Annotated in this window: 17 protein-coding genes; 12 read left to right on the top strand and 5 right to left on the bottom strand. The window is 74.6% G+C overall.

Annotated features, from left to right (window positions below; genetic code table 11):
• Positions 1 to 61: 61 nt before the first annotated feature.
• Complete coding sequence (locus C5507_RS03420) at positions 62 to 766, bottom strand: NUDIX hydrolase (RefSeq protein ID WP_104527267.1); 705 nt, start codon at positions 764 to 766, stop codon at positions 62 to 64.
• A gap of 71 nt (positions 767 to 837) precedes the next feature.
• Here C5507_RS03420 and nadA point away from each other — a divergent pair, with 71 nt between their 5' ends.
• Genes nadA through nadC form a run of 3 tightly spaced genes read left to right on the top strand, consistent with a single transcriptional unit; the run spans position 838 to position 4450 of the window.
• Positions 838 to 1851, top strand: a complete 1014-nt coding sequence (gene nadA, locus C5507_RS03415; RefSeq protein WP_242610926.1) for a quinolinate synthase NadA — start codon at positions 838 to 840, stop codon at positions 1849 to 1851.
• Complete coding sequence (locus C5507_RS03410; protein ID WP_104527142.1) at positions 1848 to 3554, top strand: L-aspartate oxidase; 1707 nt, start codon at positions 1848 to 1850, stop codon at positions 3552 to 3554. Before nadA ends, C5507_RS03410 begins: the two co-directional genes overlap by 4 nt.
• Positions 3551 to 4450, top strand: coding sequence for a carboxylating nicotinate-nucleotide diphosphorylase (gene nadC, locus C5507_RS03405; RefSeq protein WP_104527141.1), 900 nt, complete (start codon positions 3551 to 3553; stop codon positions 4448 to 4450). Before C5507_RS03410 ends, nadC begins: the two co-directional genes overlap by 4 nt.
• Before the next feature lie 80 nt (positions 4451 to 4530).
• Here the strand turns inward: nadC and C5507_RS03400 are convergent, their stop codons facing one another.
• The 3 genes from C5507_RS03400 to C5507_RS03390 all read right to left on the bottom strand — a co-directional run bounded on the left by C5507_RS03400 (position 4531) and on the right by C5507_RS03390 (position 6894).
• A complete protein-coding gene (locus C5507_RS03400; RefSeq protein WP_104527140.1) occupies positions 4531 to 5163 on the bottom strand; it encodes a hypothetical protein in 633 nt (210 codons plus the stop codon).
• Positions 5160 to 5789: a hypothetical protein gene (locus C5507_RS03395; RefSeq protein ID WP_104527139.1), complete on the bottom strand. Its 630-nt coding sequence runs from the start codon at positions 5787 to 5789 to the stop codon at positions 5160 to 5162. The genes C5507_RS03400 and C5507_RS03395 overlap by 4 nt, the downstream gene beginning before the upstream one ends.
• 67 nt (positions 5790 to 5856) lie before the next feature.
• Positions 5857 to 6894: an LLM class flavin-dependent oxidoreductase gene (locus C5507_RS03390; RefSeq protein ID WP_104527138.1), complete on the bottom strand. Its 1038-nt coding sequence runs from the start codon at positions 6892 to 6894 to the stop codon at positions 5857 to 5859.
• Between the two features lie 198 nt (positions 6895 to 7092).
• Here C5507_RS03390 and C5507_RS03385 point away from each other — a divergent pair, with 198 nt between their 5' ends.
• Positions 7093 to 9018: a putative bifunctional diguanylate cyclase/phosphodiesterase gene (locus tag C5507_RS03385; RefSeq protein WP_242610925.1), complete on the top strand. Its 1926-nt coding sequence runs from the start codon at positions 7093 to 7095 to the stop codon at positions 9016 to 9018.
• A gap of 50 nt (positions 9019 to 9068) precedes the next feature.
• On the opposite strand, the gene C5507_RS03380 is transcribed toward C5507_RS03385, so the two are convergent.
• Positions 9069 to 10496: a dihydrolipoyl dehydrogenase family protein gene (locus C5507_RS03380; protein ID WP_242610924.1), complete on the bottom strand. Its 1428-nt coding sequence runs from the start codon at positions 10494 to 10496 to the stop codon at positions 9069 to 9071.
• A 34-nt stretch (positions 10497 to 10530) separates the two neighbouring features.
• On the opposite strand from C5507_RS03380, the gene C5507_RS03375 reads away from it, so the two are divergent.
• The 8 genes from C5507_RS03375 to C5507_RS03340 form a co-directional block, all read left to right on the top strand.
• Entirely contained in the window at positions 10531 to 11043 is a 513-nt protein-coding gene (locus tag C5507_RS03375; protein ID WP_104527136.1) for a flavin reductase family protein, read from the top strand.
• Positions 11044 to 11188: 145 nt separating this feature from the next.
• Complete coding sequence (locus C5507_RS03370; protein ID WP_242610923.1) at positions 11189 to 11710, top strand: sigma-70 family RNA polymerase sigma factor; 522 nt, start codon at positions 11189 to 11191, stop codon at positions 11708 to 11710.
• Positions 11694 to 12788, top strand: a complete 1095-nt coding sequence (locus tag C5507_RS03365) for a hypothetical protein (protein ID WP_104527134.1) — start codon at positions 11694 to 11696, stop codon at positions 12786 to 12788. Before C5507_RS03370 ends, C5507_RS03365 begins: the two co-directional genes overlap by 17 nt.
• A 19-nt stretch (positions 12789 to 12807) precedes the next feature.
• Positions 12808 to 13758: an ABC transporter ATP-binding protein gene (locus tag C5507_RS03360; protein ID WP_242610922.1), complete on the top strand. Its 951-nt coding sequence runs from the start codon at positions 12808 to 12810 to the stop codon at positions 13756 to 13758.
• Positions 13755 to 14603: an ABC transporter permease subunit gene (locus C5507_RS03355; RefSeq protein WP_104527132.1), complete on the top strand. Its 849-nt coding sequence runs from the start codon at positions 13755 to 13757 to the stop codon at positions 14601 to 14603. Before C5507_RS03360 ends, C5507_RS03355 begins: the two co-directional genes overlap by 4 nt.
• 133 nt (positions 14604 to 14736) lie before the next feature.
• Positions 14737 to 16365, top strand: coding sequence for a sodium-dependent transporter (locus tag C5507_RS03350; protein ID WP_104527131.1), 1629 nt, complete (start codon positions 14737 to 14739; stop codon positions 16363 to 16365).
• On the top strand, positions 16362 to 16496 hold the full coding sequence (locus tag C5507_RS03345; protein WP_104527130.1) for a methionine/alanine import family NSS transporter small subunit: 135 nt from the start codon (positions 16362 to 16364) through the stop codon (positions 16494 to 16496). The genes C5507_RS03350 and C5507_RS03345 overlap by 4 nt, the downstream gene beginning before the upstream one ends.
• A gap of 129 nt (positions 16497 to 16625) precedes the next feature.
• Positions 16626 to 16866, top strand: a 241-nt coding sequence (locus C5507_RS03340; protein WP_158657495.1) for a hypothetical protein, incomplete at its 3' end; no start/stop codon positions are given.

Below are 16866 nucleotides of genomic sequence, written 5' to 3'. Positions count from 1 at the left end.
GATCCAGGTGAGTCACCGACCCGTCCGCCCTCGCCCGGCGAGCGACCCCGCCGCGGGGCCCTCAGCGTGCCGACGGTGGCCTCAGGACGGCGAACGGGTCGGTGACCTCCAGGCCGGACGTGGCGAACCGGTAGAGGGTCGCCGGCCGCCCGCCCCCACGCCCGGAGGCGGCCATCTCACCGGTCGGCTCCAGCACACCCCTCCGCAGCAGCACCCGCTGCAGGTTGGTGGCGGTGACCTCGTAGCCGAGCGCGGCCACGTACACCTCGCGCAGCTCGGCGATGGAGAAGGTCGGCGGCGCCAGGGCGAAGGCGACGTTCGTGTAGGAGAGCTTCGCCCGCAGCCGCTCCAGCCCCGACTCGATGATCGAGCCGTGGTCGAACGCCGTGTCCGGCAGCGCGTCGACCGGGTGCCAGGCGGTGTCCTCGGGCAGGCCCGGGTCGAGGTCTCCGGGGATGAGCCCCAGGTAGGCGGTCGCGACCGTCCTGCTGCGCGGGTCCCGGTGCGGATCGCTGCGGGTCTCCAGCTGCTCGAGGTGCGCCAGCTGCGCCACCTCCACCTTTGACGCCAGCTGCCGACCCACCGAGGCACCCAGCGTCTCCTCGGGCAGCAGCGGCCCGCCCGGTAGCGCCCACGAGCCGGCGAACGGCTCCGCGGCGCGTCGCCACAGCATCACGTGCAGCCGCGCGCCCCTGACCTGCAGGACCACCGCCAGCGCCTGGTGCGGATAGGCCGGTCGCTCGGGCGAGGACCACACGGATGTCACGGATCCCATGCTAGGTTTCGTCGCACAGGTTTCCGCCTCACAGTATGAAACCCACTCCTCCGGAGGTCTCGGTGACCGCAACGCTCCCCGCCCCCACCAGCACCGCCTGGACGCCGGAGCAGTGGCAGGACTGGCGCGACGAGGTGCGCCGGCTGGCCGCCGAGCGCGACGCCGTCGTCCTGGCGCACAACTACCAGGCCCCGGAGATCCAGGACGTCGCCCACCACGTCGGCGACTCCCTCGCACTGTCGCGGATCGCCGCCTCCAGCGAGGCCTCCACGATCGTCTTCGCCGGCGTCCACTTCATGGCCGAGACGGCGAAGATCCTCAGCCCCGAGAAGACCGTCCTGGTGCCCGACGCGGCCGCCGGGTGCTCGCTGGCCGACACGATCACCGCCGACCAGCTCCGCGCGTGGAAGGCCGAGCACCCCGGCGCCGTCGTCGTCTCCTACGTGAACACCACCGCCGGGGTGAAGGCGGAGACCGACATCTGCTGCACCTCCTCCAACGCCGTCGAGGTCGTGAACTCCATCCCGGCCGACCGCGAGGTGCTGTTCCTCCCCGACCAGTTCCTCGGCGCCCACGTCCAGCGGGTCACCGGCCGCACCAACATGCGGATCTGGATGGGCGAGTGCCACGTGCACGCCGGCATCTCCCCCACCGACCTGCGGCAGAGCATCGAGGACGCACCCGACGCCGAGCTGCTCGTGCACCCCGAGTGCGGCTGCGCGACCAGCGCGCTGTGGATGGTGTCCGACGGCCAGCTGCCCACCGAGCGGGTGCACATCCTCTCCACCGGCGGGATGCTCGACGAGGCCCGGCGGACGACGGCGAAGCGCGTGCTGGTCGCCACCGAGATCGGCATGCTGCACCAGCTGCGCCAGGCCAACCCGACGACGTCGTTCGAGCCGGTGAACTCTCGCGCCGCCTGCCCCTACATGAAGATGTCGACGCCGGAGAAGCTGCTCCGCGCGCTGCGCGAGGGCCGCGACGAGGTCACCGTCGACCCGGAGATCGCCGCCCGTGCCCGCGCCGCCGTCGAGGCGATGGTGGCCATCGGCACCCCGTCGCCGGTCGGCGAGTGACCGTGGGGCCGCGCCGCACCGCGCCGGTCGCCCCCGCCGTCGTCCCAGCCCTGCCGCTGCCGGCGACGACCTGGCAGCGGGCCACCGACGTGGTCGTCGTCGGCAGCGGCGCCGCCGGGCTGATGACCGCGCTGGCGCTCGCCGAGGCCGGACGCCGGGTCACCGTCGTCACCAAGGGCGCGCTCGGTGACGGCAGCACCCGCTGGGCCCAGGGCGGGCTGGCCGCCGTCCTCGCGGCCGACGACGACGCCGACCTGCACGTCCAGGACACGCTCACCGCGGGCGCCGGGCTCTGCGACGAGGCGGCCGTGACGACGCTGGTCGACGAGGCGCCCGCGGCCATCGCCCTGCTGCAGCGGCTCGGGGCGCGGCTGGACGTCGATGCTGCCGGCCGCCCGGCGCTGACCCGCGAGGGCGGGCACAGCCGCGACCGGATCGTGCACGCCGGCGGCGACGCCAGCGGCGCGGAGGTGACCCGCACCCTCGCCGGGGCCCTCAGCAGCGCCGGCGTGGAGGTGCTGGAGCACACCGTCGCGCTGGATGCGCTGCGCACCGCGCGCGGCGACGTCGTCGGTCTGCGGGTGGCCCTAGTCGCCGGCGACGGCACGCTGACCGGCGCCGGGGACCTGCGCGCGCACGCCGTCGTCCTGGCCACCGGCGGCTACGGGCAGGCGTACGCCGCTGCCACCAGCCCGGCCGGCGCCACCGGCGACGGGCTGGCGCTGGCGCTGCGCGCCGGCGCCGAGGTCGCCGACGTCGAGATGGTGCAGTTCCACCCCACCGTGCTCTGGCAGGGGCCCGGCGCGACCGGCCAGCAGGTGCTGATCAGCGAGGCCGTGCGGGGCGAGGGCGCGGTGCTCGTCGACGGCACGGGACGGCGGCTCATGCCCGGCGCCCACCCGCTGGCCGACCTGGCCCCGCGCGACGTCGTCTCCGCCACGATCGCCGCCCACCTGGCCGCCACCGGGGAGGACTGCGTCTTCCTGGACGCCACCGGCCTGGGCGCCGGTTTCCTGGAGCACCGGTTCCCCGGCATCGTCCGCGCCTGCCGGGAGGCCGGTCACGACCTCACGACGGCGCCGGTGCCGGTCGCACCGGGCGCGCACTACACGTGCGGCGGGGTGCTGGCCGACCTCGACGGGCGGACCGGCGTGCCCGGACTCCACGCCGTGGGCGAGGTGGCCTGCACCGGCGTGCACGGCGCCAACCGCCTGGCCTCCAACTCGATCACCGAGGGGCTCGTCGCCGCCCGCCGGTGCGCGGCCCTGCTCGACGCCGAGCTACCGGCCGGCCTCCCCGCGGGCCCGGTCGCGGGTCCGGCCGACGGCGCGGGGGCCATCGATCCCGCGGTCCGCCGCGCGGTCGGCGTCGCGCTGAGCCGGCACGCCGGGGTGGTCCGCGACGCCGCGGGCCTGGCCGAGCTCACCGCCGTCCTCGCCGGCACCGCACGGCTGGGCGGGGACGGCGTCCTCGACCTGGCCGCCGTCGAGGCGACCGCCGCGCACACCGTCGCCACCGTGCTGGCCACGGCGGCGCTGGCCCGGCCGGAGAGCCGCGGCTGCCACCGGCGGGCCGACGCACCCGGCTCCCGGCCCGAGTGGCAGGTGCGGCTCGCGCACCGCATCGACGCATCGGGCCACCTGCACACCCGCACCGTGCCGCTCACCGCGCCGGGCACCCACCGCACCCAGGGAGTGGCATGACCGGCACCGAGTGGTTCCCGCTGCGCGCGGACCTGGCCGACGCCCTGCGCGAGGCCGGGCTGGACCCCGCCGGCGTGGAGCACGTGGTCCGCCGCGCGCTCGACGAGGACCTCGCCTTCGGCCCCGACGTCACGACGCTCGCGACCGTGCCGGCCGCTGCGCGCGCGACCGGCGACGTCGTGCCGCGCTCACCCGGGGTGCTGGCCGGCGTCCCGGTCGCGGCAGCGGTGTTCGAGATCGTCGGCGGTCCCGACGTCGACGTGGCGCTGCACGCGGCCGACGGCATGGCCGCACGCCCGAAGGCGCCCGTGCTGAGCGTGACGGGCCCGACCCGCTCGCTGCTGACGGCGGAGCGCACGGCCCTGAACCTGATCGGGCACCTCTCGGGTGTGGCCACGGGAACCCGCCGCTGGGTCGACGCCGTCGCGGGGACCAGGGCCGCCGTCCGCGACACCCGCAAGACCCTCCCGGGGCTGCGGGCCCTGGAGAAGTACGCGGTCCGGTGCGGCGGCGGCGTCAACCACCGGATGGCGCTCGGCGACGCGGCGCTGGTCAAGGACAACCACGTGGCGGCGGCCGGGGGCATCACCGCCGCGGTCGAGGCGGTACGGGCGCACTCGGCCACGATCCCGCTCGAGGTGGAGTGCGACACCCTCGACCAGGTCCGCGAGGCGGTGGCGGTCGGTGTCGAGCTGGTGCTGCTGGACAACTTCTCGCTCGCCGACACGCGCACCGCCGTGGACCTGGTCCGCGGGACCGGGGTGCGGCTGGAGGCCAGCGGGGGGCTCTCGCTGGAGCGGGCCGCCGAGGTCGCAGCCACCGGCGTCGACTACCTGGCCGTCGGTGCGCTGACGCACAGCGCGCCGGTGCTCGACCTGGGTTTCGACCTGCGCTGACTCCTGGGCATGGGAAGCGATACATGCGTTTTCGAGCGCAGAACGCACGTATCGCTTCCCATGCCGGGGTCAGCGCGGGGTCAGGCGTCGGAGTGCTCGTCGAGGAAGCGCTGGAGGCGGCGGGCGTCCCGCCGCAGATGGGCCAGCACGGCGACCGCGGCGCCCAGCAGCACCCCTACCGAACCGAGCATGACCGGGCCCGGGTGGAGGACGGCGAAGCCGGTCTGGGCGAGCGGGAGCGCGGCCACCTGTCCCGAGCGGATGCCCTGAACGGCCAGTTGGGTGCGGACGACGAGGCGCGCCAGAGGCAGCTGCCGGTCCTCGATCGGTGACCCAGAGCGCGCCGCGCGCAGCAGCTGCCGCCGTGGGGCGCCGGTCAGCCACTCCACCGGCCGGTGCTGCGCGTCGTCGTGCCCCGCCCTGCCGATCCCCACCGTGAGGAGCGGCACGGCGAAACCCGCCACCAGCACCCCGAGGCCGGTGGCTCGCTGCCAGCGCGGAACCTCGCCCGACCCGGTGACGCCACCCTCGGCGACGACCATGAGCAGCAACACGGCGGCGGCAGTCGCGAGCCACGCCGACGCGAGAACCCACTGCCGCCGCTGTGCCGTGCGACGCCGAACCTTCTGCTCCGGGGGCTCCGGTGGGAGTCGGTCGAGCTCGGCCTGCGCCCGGGCCCACGCGTCCCGGTCGCCGTCGAACGGTCCACTCATGGGGCCATCCGCGGATCGGGGTGCTCCGCGAGAAATCGGCGCGCCTGGTGCTCGTTGCGGAGCACCATCGGGGCGATGACGGCGAAGCCGGCGCCGAAGACCAGCACCATGGCGAGACGCCACCCGGACGGCGACACGATGAACTGCGCGACGAACGAGAGCAGCAGGCCCAGCTGGAGCAACAGCAGCGCCCGCTGACCGGCCTGACGTTCGGCCAGGTGCCGGACGAGGCCGACGTGCGCCTGGTCGAGCGGCAGGACGCCACGCAGTTCGTCCAGGAGCAGCTTCTGCTGACGGCGGTCGAGCCCCACCAGAGGGGTCCGCAGCCCGCCCAGCCGACGGTTCGCGCGCCACTGGTTGACCGCACCCACGATCACGAGAACGGATGCCCCGGCGGTGAGAACGAGCCCGGCGATCGTTCGCCAGCGCGGGTCGTCGTCGGCGGTGACGGGCTCGTCGCCGAGCCAGGCGAGTACCGCGAACGCCGCCCCGGCAGCGAGCAGGACCAGTCCGGTCCCCAGTAGGACGGCCAGCCGACGCCGGTGGCGGACCCGCGATTCGAGCGCCTCGGACGGCAACCCGTCGAGGATCCGCCGTGCCTCGGCCCAGCGGTCGTCGTCGTCCATGCGCCCACCCTGCGGAGACCGGGGCCGTACGGCTACCGGCTTTCCACCGTCCGGGTGAGCGCCGGGGTCAGCCGCGCTGGTCGGGGTGCACCCAGCCGATCGCCGGCGCCACGTACCGGACGACGTTCTCCAGCAGCCGGGCGTTGTACTCGACGCCGAGCATGTTGGGCACCGTGATCAGCAGGGTGTCGGCCTCCCGCACCGCGGCGTCCTTGGCCAGCTGCTCGGCCAGCACGTCGGGCTCGGCGGCGTAGCTCTTGCCGAACCGCGAGCGCACCCCCTCCAGCAGCCCCACCTGGTCGGAGCTGGAGCGCTCGTGGCCGAAGTACTGCCGGTCCAGGTCGCTCACGATCGGGACGACGCTGCGGCTCACCGAGACCCGCGGCTCGCGCTGCCAGCCCGCCTCGGCCCAGACAGCGCGGAAGCGGGCGATCTGCTCGGCCTGCAGCTCGTCGAAGGGGACGCCGGTGTCCTCGACCAGCAGCGTGGAGCTCATCAGGTTCATGCCCTGCTGCGCGGTCCACTCCCCCGTCGCCCGGGTGCCCGAGCCCCACCAGATGCGGTCGACCAGGCCCGGCGACTGCGGCTGGACCGCCAGCTTGCCCGCTGCACCGCCGGCCATCCGCGGGTCGGCGTCGACCACCGGCGCACCTGCGATCGCGGCCAGGAACAGCCCGGTCTTCTGCCGGGCCAGGTCGGCGTCGCTGCTGTCGGGTCCCGGCACGTAGCCGAACGCCTCGGAGCCGCGCAGCGCCGTCTCCGGCGATCCCCGGCTCACACCGAGCTGGAGCCGCCCGCCGCTGATCAGGTCCGCGGCCGCGGCCTCCTCGGCCATGTACAGCGGGTTCTCGTAGCGCATGTCGATGACGCCGGTGCCCAGCTCGATCCGGCTGGTGCGGGCGGCCATCGCGGCGAGCAGCGGGAACGGCGAGGCGAGCTGCCGGGCGAAGTGGTGCACCCGCACGTACGCGCCGTCGACCCCGAGCTCCTCGGCGGCCTCGGCCAGCTCGATGCTCTGCACCAGGGCGTCCCGGCCGCTGCGCACCTGCGAGCCCGGGATGGGCTGCCAGTGCCCGAAGGACAGGAACCCGATCCGCTTCTCCACGACTCTTCCTCTCGTCGATGTCTGCCGGACCAGCGCACTTGGGACGGCGCCGATTCCCGGGCCGTCTGGCAGATCACCCGGAGCGCACGCGACCCGTGGGACGAGTGAGTCCTGTTGCAACGCACTGTGACGGGTCGATCACGACTCTCCGTGCACCGGTTCCGTCACTTCTCGCCTGCGATGCGGAACGCTGTCCCGGTGAGCCTTCCCGCATCCGACAGGCCCCGTTCCCCGGGCACGCCCGGCGGCGCAGCCGGGCAGCGCTTGCGGGCGATCGACACGCTGCTCGCCGACCGGGGCCAGCTCTTCCAGGCGCTGTTCCTCTCCGCGCCGATCGCCAAGGCCCTCGTCGACCTCGACGGGCACGTGCTGGTCGCCAACCCGCGCATGTGCGCCCTCACCGGCCGCACCCCCGAAAGCCTCTCCGGCCGGCACGTCGACCTGCTGGCCCACCCCGACGACCCGCCGGTCGGCGACCTCGGCCTGGAGCCCGCCCCCGGCGAGCCCGCCCTGGACCCGAACCTGCTCTACGACGGCGAGCGCCGGCTGCGCCGCTCCGACGGCAGCGAGCTGTGGGTCGTGCAGTCGCACGAGGTGGTGCGCCAGAACAACGGGACGCCGCAGTTCGTCGTCCTGTCGCTGGTCGACGTCACCGACCGCCGCCGCGCGGAGGAGGACGCCGTCCGCCGTGCCTACACCGACCCGCTGACCGGCCTGCCCAACCGGCGCGCGCTCACCGACCGGCTCCGGCACGCGGTCGCGCTGTCCCGCCGCCGCGGCCTGCACGTCGGCCTGGTGCACCTGAACATCGACCGCTTCCAGGCGGTCAACGACGCCCTCGGCCACGAGGCGGGCGACCTGCTGCTCAGCCAGTTCGCCGACCGGCTCCGCTGGAGCACCCGGGTCGAGGACACCGCGGTGCGCCTGGGCGCCGACGAGTTCCTCGTGGTGGCCGAGGACGTGGAGGACCTCGACGGCCTGCGCGCCCTGGCCGACCGGCTGCTCAGCGTGCTGGACGAGCCGTTCGTCGTCAGCGACCGGGAGATCACCCTCTCGGCCAGCGTCGGCCTCACCCTCGGCGCCGACATGACCCCCGACGACCTGCTGCGCCAGGCGCAGAGCGCGCTGACCAAGGCGAAGGCCGACGGCAGTCGCGCCCGCATCGAGGTGTACGAGGGGGCCCTGACCCACAGCGAGGTCGACGCGCTCCAGCTGGAGACCGACCTGCGGCACGCCCTCGACCACGACGAGCTGCGGCTGTTCTACCAGCCGATCGTGCACCTGGCCGACGAGACGCTGCTCGGCTACGAGGCGCTCATCCGCTGGCAGCACCCCACCCGCGGGCTGCTGCCCCCCGGCGCCTTCCTCGACGCCGCCGAGAACAACCGGCTCACCTCCAAGCTCGGCGCCTGGGTGCTGCGCCGGGCCTGCCTCGACGCGGCCACCTGGACCGAGGACCTGCGGGTGCACGTCAACATCTCCGCCCGGCACCTGGCCGAGGAGGGGTTCGCCGAGCTCGTCGCCGCGGCGCTCGAGGAGTCGGGTCTGCAGCCGCAGCGGCTGGAGCTGGAGATCACCGAGTCGACGGCGCTGTTCGCCGCCGAGGCCACGCTGCACGCGGTCGGCGTCGTGACCGAGGCCGGCGTCACCCTGGCGCTGGACGACTTCGGCACCGGCTACTCCGCGATCACGGCGCTGCACCGGCTGCCCATCCACACCGTGAAGATCGACCGGTCCTTCGTCGCCGACGTCGTCACCGAGCCCTCGACCGCCGCGCTGGTGCACGGCCTGCTGCAGCTGGGCCGCGGCATGGGCCTGCAGGTGATCGCCGAGGGCATCGAGGACCTCGACCAGGCCGACTGGCTGCTGCGGCACGGCTGCGCGATGGCCCAGGGCTTCGCCTTCGGCCGGCCGGCCCCGCTGCCGAACCCGGCCGAGGTGCTGATCGGCGAGGTCACCCAGGCTCCGGTCGAGGACGTCGCGGGCGAGCTGCTGCCCGAGCCGGCGGCCCCGCCGGCCGTTCCGCGGCCGCGGATCCCCCCGACCCCCGAGGCGCACGACCTGCAGGACACCGGCCCGCTCGCCTCCCGCACCCTCTTCGACGACCTCGCCGACGACGACTGAAGAAGGACCCCGTCCGTTCCAGCACGTCACCGCGGGGAAGGGTCACCGGCTCAGCCGCGGTAGGTCTCCAGGAGACGCAGCCAGATCTCGCTGATCGTCGGGTAGGCCGGCACGGCGTGCCAGAGCCGGCCGATGGGCACCTCGCCCACGACGGCGATCGTCGCCGCGTGCAGCAGCTCCGCGACGGCCGGTCCCACGAACGTCACCCCGAGCAGCACCTCCCGCTCGGTGTCGACGACGGCGATCGCGGTGCCGGTGTAGCCGTCGGCGAACAGCGCCGCCCCGGCGATGCTGCCGATCGGGTACTCGACGACGCGGTGCGGCAGCCCCGCCTCCTCGGCCTGCGCCGCCGTGCGCCCCACGCTGGCCACCTGCGGGGACGTGAACACCACCGACGGGGTGGCGACGGCGTCGGCGGTGTCCACGAACGGTGACCACGCGGCGGTGTCCACCTCCTCGCCCCGGGCCCGCGCCACGATGGCGGCGCCGGCCTGGCGGGCCTGGTACTTGCCCATGTGCGTGAGCTGCCGGCGGCCGTTGACGTCCCCGACGCCGTACAGCCAGGACATGCCCGCCACCCGCAGCGTGCTGTCGACGGAGAGGTACTCCCCCGGCTCCAGGCCCACCGTCTCCGCGCCGATCTCGGACGTGCGCGCCTTCCGGCCGATCGCGACGAGCACCTCGTCGCCGCGGAACTCCGCGCCGTCGGCGGTGGTCAGCACGACCTCGGTCCCGTCCCGCCGGGCGGCGCTGACCTCGGCGCCCAGCCGCACGTCGACGCCGGCGTCGCGCAGCGCCGACCCCACGGCCTTCCCGGCCTGCGGCTCCAGCGCGGGCAGCAGCCGCTCGCCCCGCTGCAGCACCGTCACCTGCGATCCCAGCGCCTGCCACGCCGTCGCCATCTCGCAGCCCACGTAGCCACCGCCGAGCACCAGCAGTCGCGCCGGGGCCTCCTTGGCGCTGGTCGCCTCCCGCGGACCCCACGGGTCGACGTCGGCCAGCCCGTCGATGGGCGGGACCGCCGCCATCGACCCGGTGCAGACGGCGACGGCGTGCCGCGCGGTCAGCCGGACCGTGCCGCCCTCGTCGTCGGTGACGACGACGGTCCGCTCGCCGTCGAGCCGGCCGGTGCCGCGCAGCAGGTCGATGCCGGCGGAGTCCAGCCATTCCACCTGCGAGGCGTCGTCCCAGTTCGAGGTGAAGGAGTCGCGACGGGCCAGCGTCGCGGCGACGTCCTGCTCGCCGGTCACCGCCGCGGCCGCCCCGGGCACCGCCCGCGCCTCGGCCAGCACCTCGGTGCCGCGCAGCAGCGCCTTGCTGGGCATGCACGCCCAGTACGAGCACTCGCCGCCGACGAGCTCCGGTTCCACCACCACGGCCGACAGGCCACCGCGGACGACGATGTCGGCCACGTTCTCCCCGGTCGACCCGGCCCCGAGGACGACGACGTCATAGGTCCGCTCCGCTGCATCGCTCACCGCCCCATCCTGTCGGTGTGGTCGACTGGCCGCCATGCCGGTCGACGCCCGCGAATACGCGGCAGCCCTGGGCCAGTACGCCGCCGGGGTCTGCCTGCTCACGGTCAAGGACGACATCGACGACGTCGGGACGACGGTCAGCTCGGTGATGAGCGTGTCGGCCGCACCGCCGCTGGTCGCCGTCGGACTGCACGCCGACGGCTACCCGGCCGAGGTGCTGGAGGCCGTCGGCACCTGCGCACTCACGGTCCTGGCCGCCCCGCACGCGATCGTGGCGTCCCGGTTCTCCTCGGCCGGGCGGCCCAGCGCGCGGCACCTGCTGGAGACGGTGCCGTGGACCCGCGCCGAGGGCAGCGGCGCCATCGTCCTCGCCGAGGCCCCGGTCGCCCTGGACTGCCGGCTGGAGCGGCTGGTCGAGGCCGGTGACCACGTGCTGGCCCTGCTGCGGGTCGAGGACGTGCCGGTGCTCAACCCGGCCGCGCCGCCCCTGCTCCGGCTGCGCGGCCGGTTCGTCGACGAGACCGGTGCGCAGGCCGGACGGGGCTGAGCCGGAGAATCTGCCGAGCCGGATGTCACATCCGCCGACGCGGCGGTGCTATCGGTACATGGACCTCGTACGGCACGGACGACCGGCAGCTGCCGCCGTCCTGACAGTGCCCGCGCCGGTGGGCCGGGTCGGAGGGACGGGCGGCGTGTCGGCATCAGCGACCCGCGGTGCGGTGCGGTCCGACCTCGAGGAGGTCTTCCGCCGGGAGTACGGGCGGGTCGTCGGGGTCGCCGCCCGGGTGCTCGGCTCGCGCGACCAGGCCGAGGACGTGGCCCAGGAGGTCTTCCTGTCCTTTGGCCGTTCCTCGGTGCCCGCCGGTGAGGCCGGTGGCTGGCTGTCGGTCGCCGCGGCGCACACCGCGCTGAACCTGCTCCGGTCGGGACGCCGCCGCGCCTCCCGCGAGGAGACCGTCGCCTCGACCGCCGACGTCGTCACGCCCGACGTCGCCGACACGGTGCTCACCCTCGAGGACCGCAGCCGCGTGCGGGCCGCCCTGGCCCGGCTGCCCGCCAAGCAGGCGACCGCCCTCGTGCTCCGGCACAGCGGCCTGAGCTACGCCGAGGTCGCCACCGCACTCGATCTGTCCCCCGGCAGCGTCGGCACGACCGTCCGCCGCGCCGAATCCGCCCTTCGCGAGGAGCTGAACCGTCATGCGTCATCCGACTGAGGGTGTCCTGCGCCGGCTGGTCGACGAGCCCGCCGGGGTCTCCGACGCCGACCGTGCCCACGTCGCCGCCTGCCCCTCCTGCCTGCGCGCCCTGGACGAGGCACGCGCCGACGCCGCGCTCGTCGGCGCCGCGCTCACCACGTCCGGTGCCACGGCCGTCGACACGGACGCGGCCTGGGCGCGGTTGTCGGCGGCCTCCGCCGCACCGGCGGCCATCTCCGCCTTCCGCCGCCCGGCGCCCGCTGCACGCAACCGCTGGCGCAACGCCGTCCGGCGCCCCGCGGTCGCCGCGCTCGGCGCCACGGTCCTGCTGACCGGTGCCGGTGTGGCCGCGGCCAACGACTGGCTGCCGATCTTCTCGGCCGAGCGCGTCGATCCGGTCCAGGTGACCAGCGCTGAGCTGGTCCAGATCCCGGACCTGTCCGCCTACGGCGATCTGGAGATCATCCGGGAGCCCGAGCCGGAGCAGGTGGCCGACGCCGCCGCCGCGCAGGAGCGGACCGGCCTGGCAGTTCCCGAGGTCGGCGAGCTGCCCGAGGGGGTCACCGGCGAGCCGACCTACCAGGCGGCCGGCGTCCTCGAGGCCACGTTCACCTTCTCCGCCGCCAAGGCCGCGCAGGCCGCGGCCGCCGCGGGAGAGGTGCTGCCTCCCTCGCCCGCCGGGCTGGACGGCAGCAGCCTGCGGATCCAGGCGGGCCCGGGCGTCGCGGCGATGTGGGCGCAGCCGACCGGGGTGCCGACGCTCGTCGTCGCCCGGGTGGGCGCACCGACGGTGGCGTCCTCGGGCGTGCCGTTCGAGACGGTCCGCGACTACCTGCTGTCCCTGCCCGGCCTGCCCGACGGGGTGGCCCAGCAACTCCGCAGCTTGTCCGCCGACGCCGGGACGCTGCCCCTGCCGGTGCCGGCAGAGCTCGTGACCACCTCGACCGCCGACGTCGACGGCACCGAGGCCACCGTGCTCACCTCCCGAAACGGGTTGTTCGCCGGCGTGGTCTGGGTGGAGGACGGCGTGATGACCGGGGTGGCCGGCACGCTCAGCGACGACGAACTGCTGTCGGTCGCCCGTGCCCTCCGCTGAGGCCGCTACCGTCCGCGGCGTGACCTCCGGCGCCGACGGGCTCGCGGACCTGCCGCCGTCGCCGGCGGTCTGGTGCTCCGGACTGCGCAAGCGGTACGGACGCCGGACCGCCGTGGACGACGTCTCCTTCACCGTGGGCCGGGGCGAGGTGGTCGGCCTGCTCGGCCCCAACGGCGCCGGGAAGACCAGCGTCATCAAGATGCTGCTCGGGCTCGTGCGGCCCGACGCCGGTGAGGTGCTGCTGCTCGGCCGGCCGGCGACCGACCCGCGGTCCCGCATTGCCGTCGGATACCTGCCCGAGCTGTTCCGCTACCAGCCGTGGCTCTCCGCCGCCGAGGTGCTGGACCTGCACGTCACGCTCGCCGGCGCCGACGTCGACGCCGCGGAGCGGCGCGAGTGCCTGGCCCTCGTCGGCCTCACCGAGCGCGCGGGTGACCGGGTCGGCGGGTTCTCCAAGGGCATGCAGCAGCGCCTCGGCCTGGCCGTCGCGCTGGTCGCCCGGCCCGAGCTCGTCGTCCTGGACGAGCCGACCAGCGCGCTGGACCCGCTGGGCCGGGTCGACGTCCGCGACATCGTGCTGTCGCTGAAGTCCCGCGGTGTCGCCGTGCTCCTCAACTCGCACCTGATCGGCGAGGTGGAGCGGGTCTGCGACCGGGTGGTGATCCTGGACGGGGGCCGGGTGGCGGCGTCCGGCACCCTCGCCGAGCTGCTCGGGCAGCGGGAGGTCCGGCTGCGGCTGGCCGGCGCCGACGGCCAGGCCGAGGACCGCATGCGCGCGGCCGGCGCCCTGACCCGCAGCGGGGACTGGTTCACCGTCCAGCTCTCCTCCGACGACGACGGCGTCACCGTGCCCGACCTGGTGCGCGACCTCGTCGCGCTCGGCGTGCGCGTGCACGCCGTCGAGCCGGTGCGGATCAGCCTCGAGGAGCGCCTGCTCGCCGTCCTGCGCCACGAGGAGCCCGCCCCGTGATCGCGCTGACCATCGCCGGCCTGACCCTGCGGGAGGCCTTCCGACGCCGCGTCGTGTGGGCACTGCTGGTGCTGACCGTCGTCCTGCTCGTCCTCAGCGGCTGGGGCTTCTCCAAGCTGATCGGCCTGGACACCGACCTCGGCACGATGACCAGCGGCGAGGCCCGGCTGGTCGCCTCGGTGCTGCTCAACCTGATCATGTTCGGGTTCAGCCTCATCGCCGCGATCGGCACCGCGTTCCTGGCCGGGCCGACGCTGTCCGGTGAGGTCGAGTCCGGCCAGGCCCTGGCGATCCTCGCCCGGCCGGTCCGCCGCTCCTCGGTGCTGCTCGGCAAGTGGCTGGGCCTGCTCACCTTCGGCTGCGGCTACGTGGCGCTGGCGGGGCTGGCGCAGCTGCTGGTCGTGCGCTGGGCGGTCGGTTACTGGCCGCCGGCACCGGCCACCGGGCTGCTCCTGCTCGCGGCCGAGACCGTCGTGCTGCTGACCCTCGCCCTGCTGCTGTCCAGCGTCGTCTCGCCGATGGCGTCGGGGATCATCGCGGTCGGGCTCTTCGGGGCGACCTGGGTGGCGGGCGTCGTCGGCGGGATCGGCGGGGCGCTGGGCAACGAGGGCGTCGAGCGGGTGGGCACGGTGTCCCGGGTGATCCTGCCGACCGACGGCCTGTGGCGCGGTGCGATGAACGCCTTCCAGGACCCGTTCGCGCTCGCCCAGATGGGCCAGGGCGAGGCCGGCTTCCCGTTCCTCGCCGACGCCCCGCTCACCGCCGCCTACCTCGGGTGGGCCGCGGTCTGGATCGCCGTCGTCTGGGGGCTGACCGCGCTGTCGTTCCAGCGCCGCGACATCTGAGCCGGCGGCACCACCACCGACCGGTGTGCGCGGATCGTGGTCGTGCCCAGGTCACGACCACGACATGCGCACGGTCGTCAACCGCGCCGCGTCCTGACATCCTCTCCTCACGGATCACGACTGGGGAGGTCGCATGAGCACGACGGCGGAGGGAGCCGCGGGACAGGCGGACGTGGAGCGCCGCCGCGGCGGGTTCAGCTCCCGGCGCGTCTTCATCCTGGCGGCGATCGGTTCGGCCGTCGGGCTCGGCAACATCTGGCGGTTCCCCTACGTCGCCTACGAGAACGGCGGCGGCGCCTTCCTGCTGCCCTACCTCGTCGCGCTGCTGACGGCGGGCATCCCGTTCCTGCTGCTCGACTACGCGATCGGCCACCGCCACCGCGGCTCGGCGCCGCTCTCCTTCGCCCGGCTGCGCCGCGGCACCGAGGGGCTCGGCTGGTGGCAGGTGGCCATCTGCTTCGTCATCGCCGTCTACTACGCCGCGGTCATCGCCTGGGCGCTGCGCTACACCCTGTTCTCGCTCGACCAGGCGTGGGGGGACGACCCCGAGGCCTTCTTCTTCGGCGAGTTCCTCCAGGTCGGCGACCCCGGGGTCACCGCCGACGTGGTCCCCGGGGTGCTCGTGCCGCTGGCGATCGTCTGGCTGGCCGTGCTCGCCATCATGGCCCTCGGCGTCCAGCGCGGCATCGGCGTGACCTCGCTGGTCTTCATCCCGGTGCTGGTGCTCGCCTTCGGCGCCCTCGTGGTGCAGGCCCTGCTGCTGCCGGGTGCCGGGGGCGGTCTCGACGCACTGTTCACGCCCGACTGGTCGGCGCTCACGTCGGCGTCGGTGTGGGCCGCGGCGTTCGGCCAGATCTTCTTCTCGCTGTCGATCGGCTTCGGCATCATGATCACCTACGCCTCGTACGTCGGCCGCCGCGAGGACATGGTCGGCTCCGGCCTCGTCGTCGGTTTCTCGAACTCCGGCTTCGAGCTGCTCGCCGGCATCGGGGTGTTCGCCGCCCTGGGGTTCATGGCCCAGGCCGGCGGGGTCGCCGTCGGCGACGTCGCCACCGGCGGCATCGGGCTGGCCTTCATCGCGTTCCCGACGATCATCAGCGAGGCCCCGGCCGGCGCGCTGATCGGCGTCCTGTTCTTCGGATCGCTGGTCATCGCCGGGATCACCTCGCTGATCAGCGTGATCGAGGTCGTGATCTCCGCCGTCCGCGACAAGTTCGACACCAGCCGGCTCACCGCCACCCTTGCGGTCGGGGTTCCCGCCGCGGTGCTCAGCCTGGTGCTCTTCAGCACGACGAGCGGCATCTTCGTGCTCGACGTCGTCGACCACTTCGTCAACCAGTACGGCATCCTCGTCGTGGCGCTGATCAGCATGCTGGTCGTCGCGTGGGCGGTCCAGGCCCTGACCGGTCTCGGGGACCACCTGAACGTCCACGGCCGCCCCCGGGTCGGCACCGGCTGGCGGGTGCTGGTGGGCATCGTGGCCCCGGTGGGCCTGGCGATCGTGCTCTTCTTCGCGATCCAGACCGACCTCGAGGCGCCCTACGGGGACTACCCGAGCTGGCTCCTGCTGGTCCTCGGCTGGGGCATGGTGGTGGCCCTGCCGCTGATCGGTTTCCTGCTCGCCCGGATGCCGTGGCGGGCCGGGACGCACCTGGACGGGCCGCCACCCGGCTCCGATCCGGCGCCGCCGCTGGACCCGGCGCCCGCCTCGACCTCGGGCACCCGCCCGGGCACCGTGTCCGAGGAGGGAGGATCCCGATGAGCACGGAAGCGATCGTGATGATGATCGTCGCGATGATGGTGATCTGGGGCGGCCTGGCGCTGGCCATCACGAGCCTGGTGCGCCACGGCGCCGTCGAGGACCGCACGGAGCAGCCGCGCCACGACCTCTGACAGCGCGCGGCGCGGGCGCGGAATCGGGAGCCGGTGTCGGCCGATCCCCGTCGCACGCTCGCAGGGTCTCCCCCGCGAGCGTGCGAGTGGTGGGAGGCGAGGGGTCCTTCGACTAGCGTCGGCACCGCTATGAGCGCACTGCCTGCACCGTCCGAGTCCGCCGTCCGCCGTGCGCTGGTGCGCGCCGAGCGGGGGGTGAGCCTCGACGCGGTCGAGGCCGAGACCCTGCTGCACGCCCGCGGGCTGGGCGAGGGCGAGCCCTTGGACCGGCTGCTCACCGCTGCCGGCCGGGTGCGCGACGCGGGCCTCGCCTCGGCCGGCCGGCCGGGTGTGGTGACCTACAGCCGCAAGGTGTTCATCCCGCTCACCC

This window comes from Blastococcus saxobsidens (assembly GCF_002938435.1).
GTDB classification, from domain to species: domain Bacteria; phylum Actinomycetota; class Actinomycetes; order Mycobacteriales; family Geodermatophilaceae; genus Blastococcus; species Blastococcus saxobsidens.
Note: the sequence above shows the minus strand (reverse complement) of the source record. Positions and strands in the feature narration are given on the sequence as shown.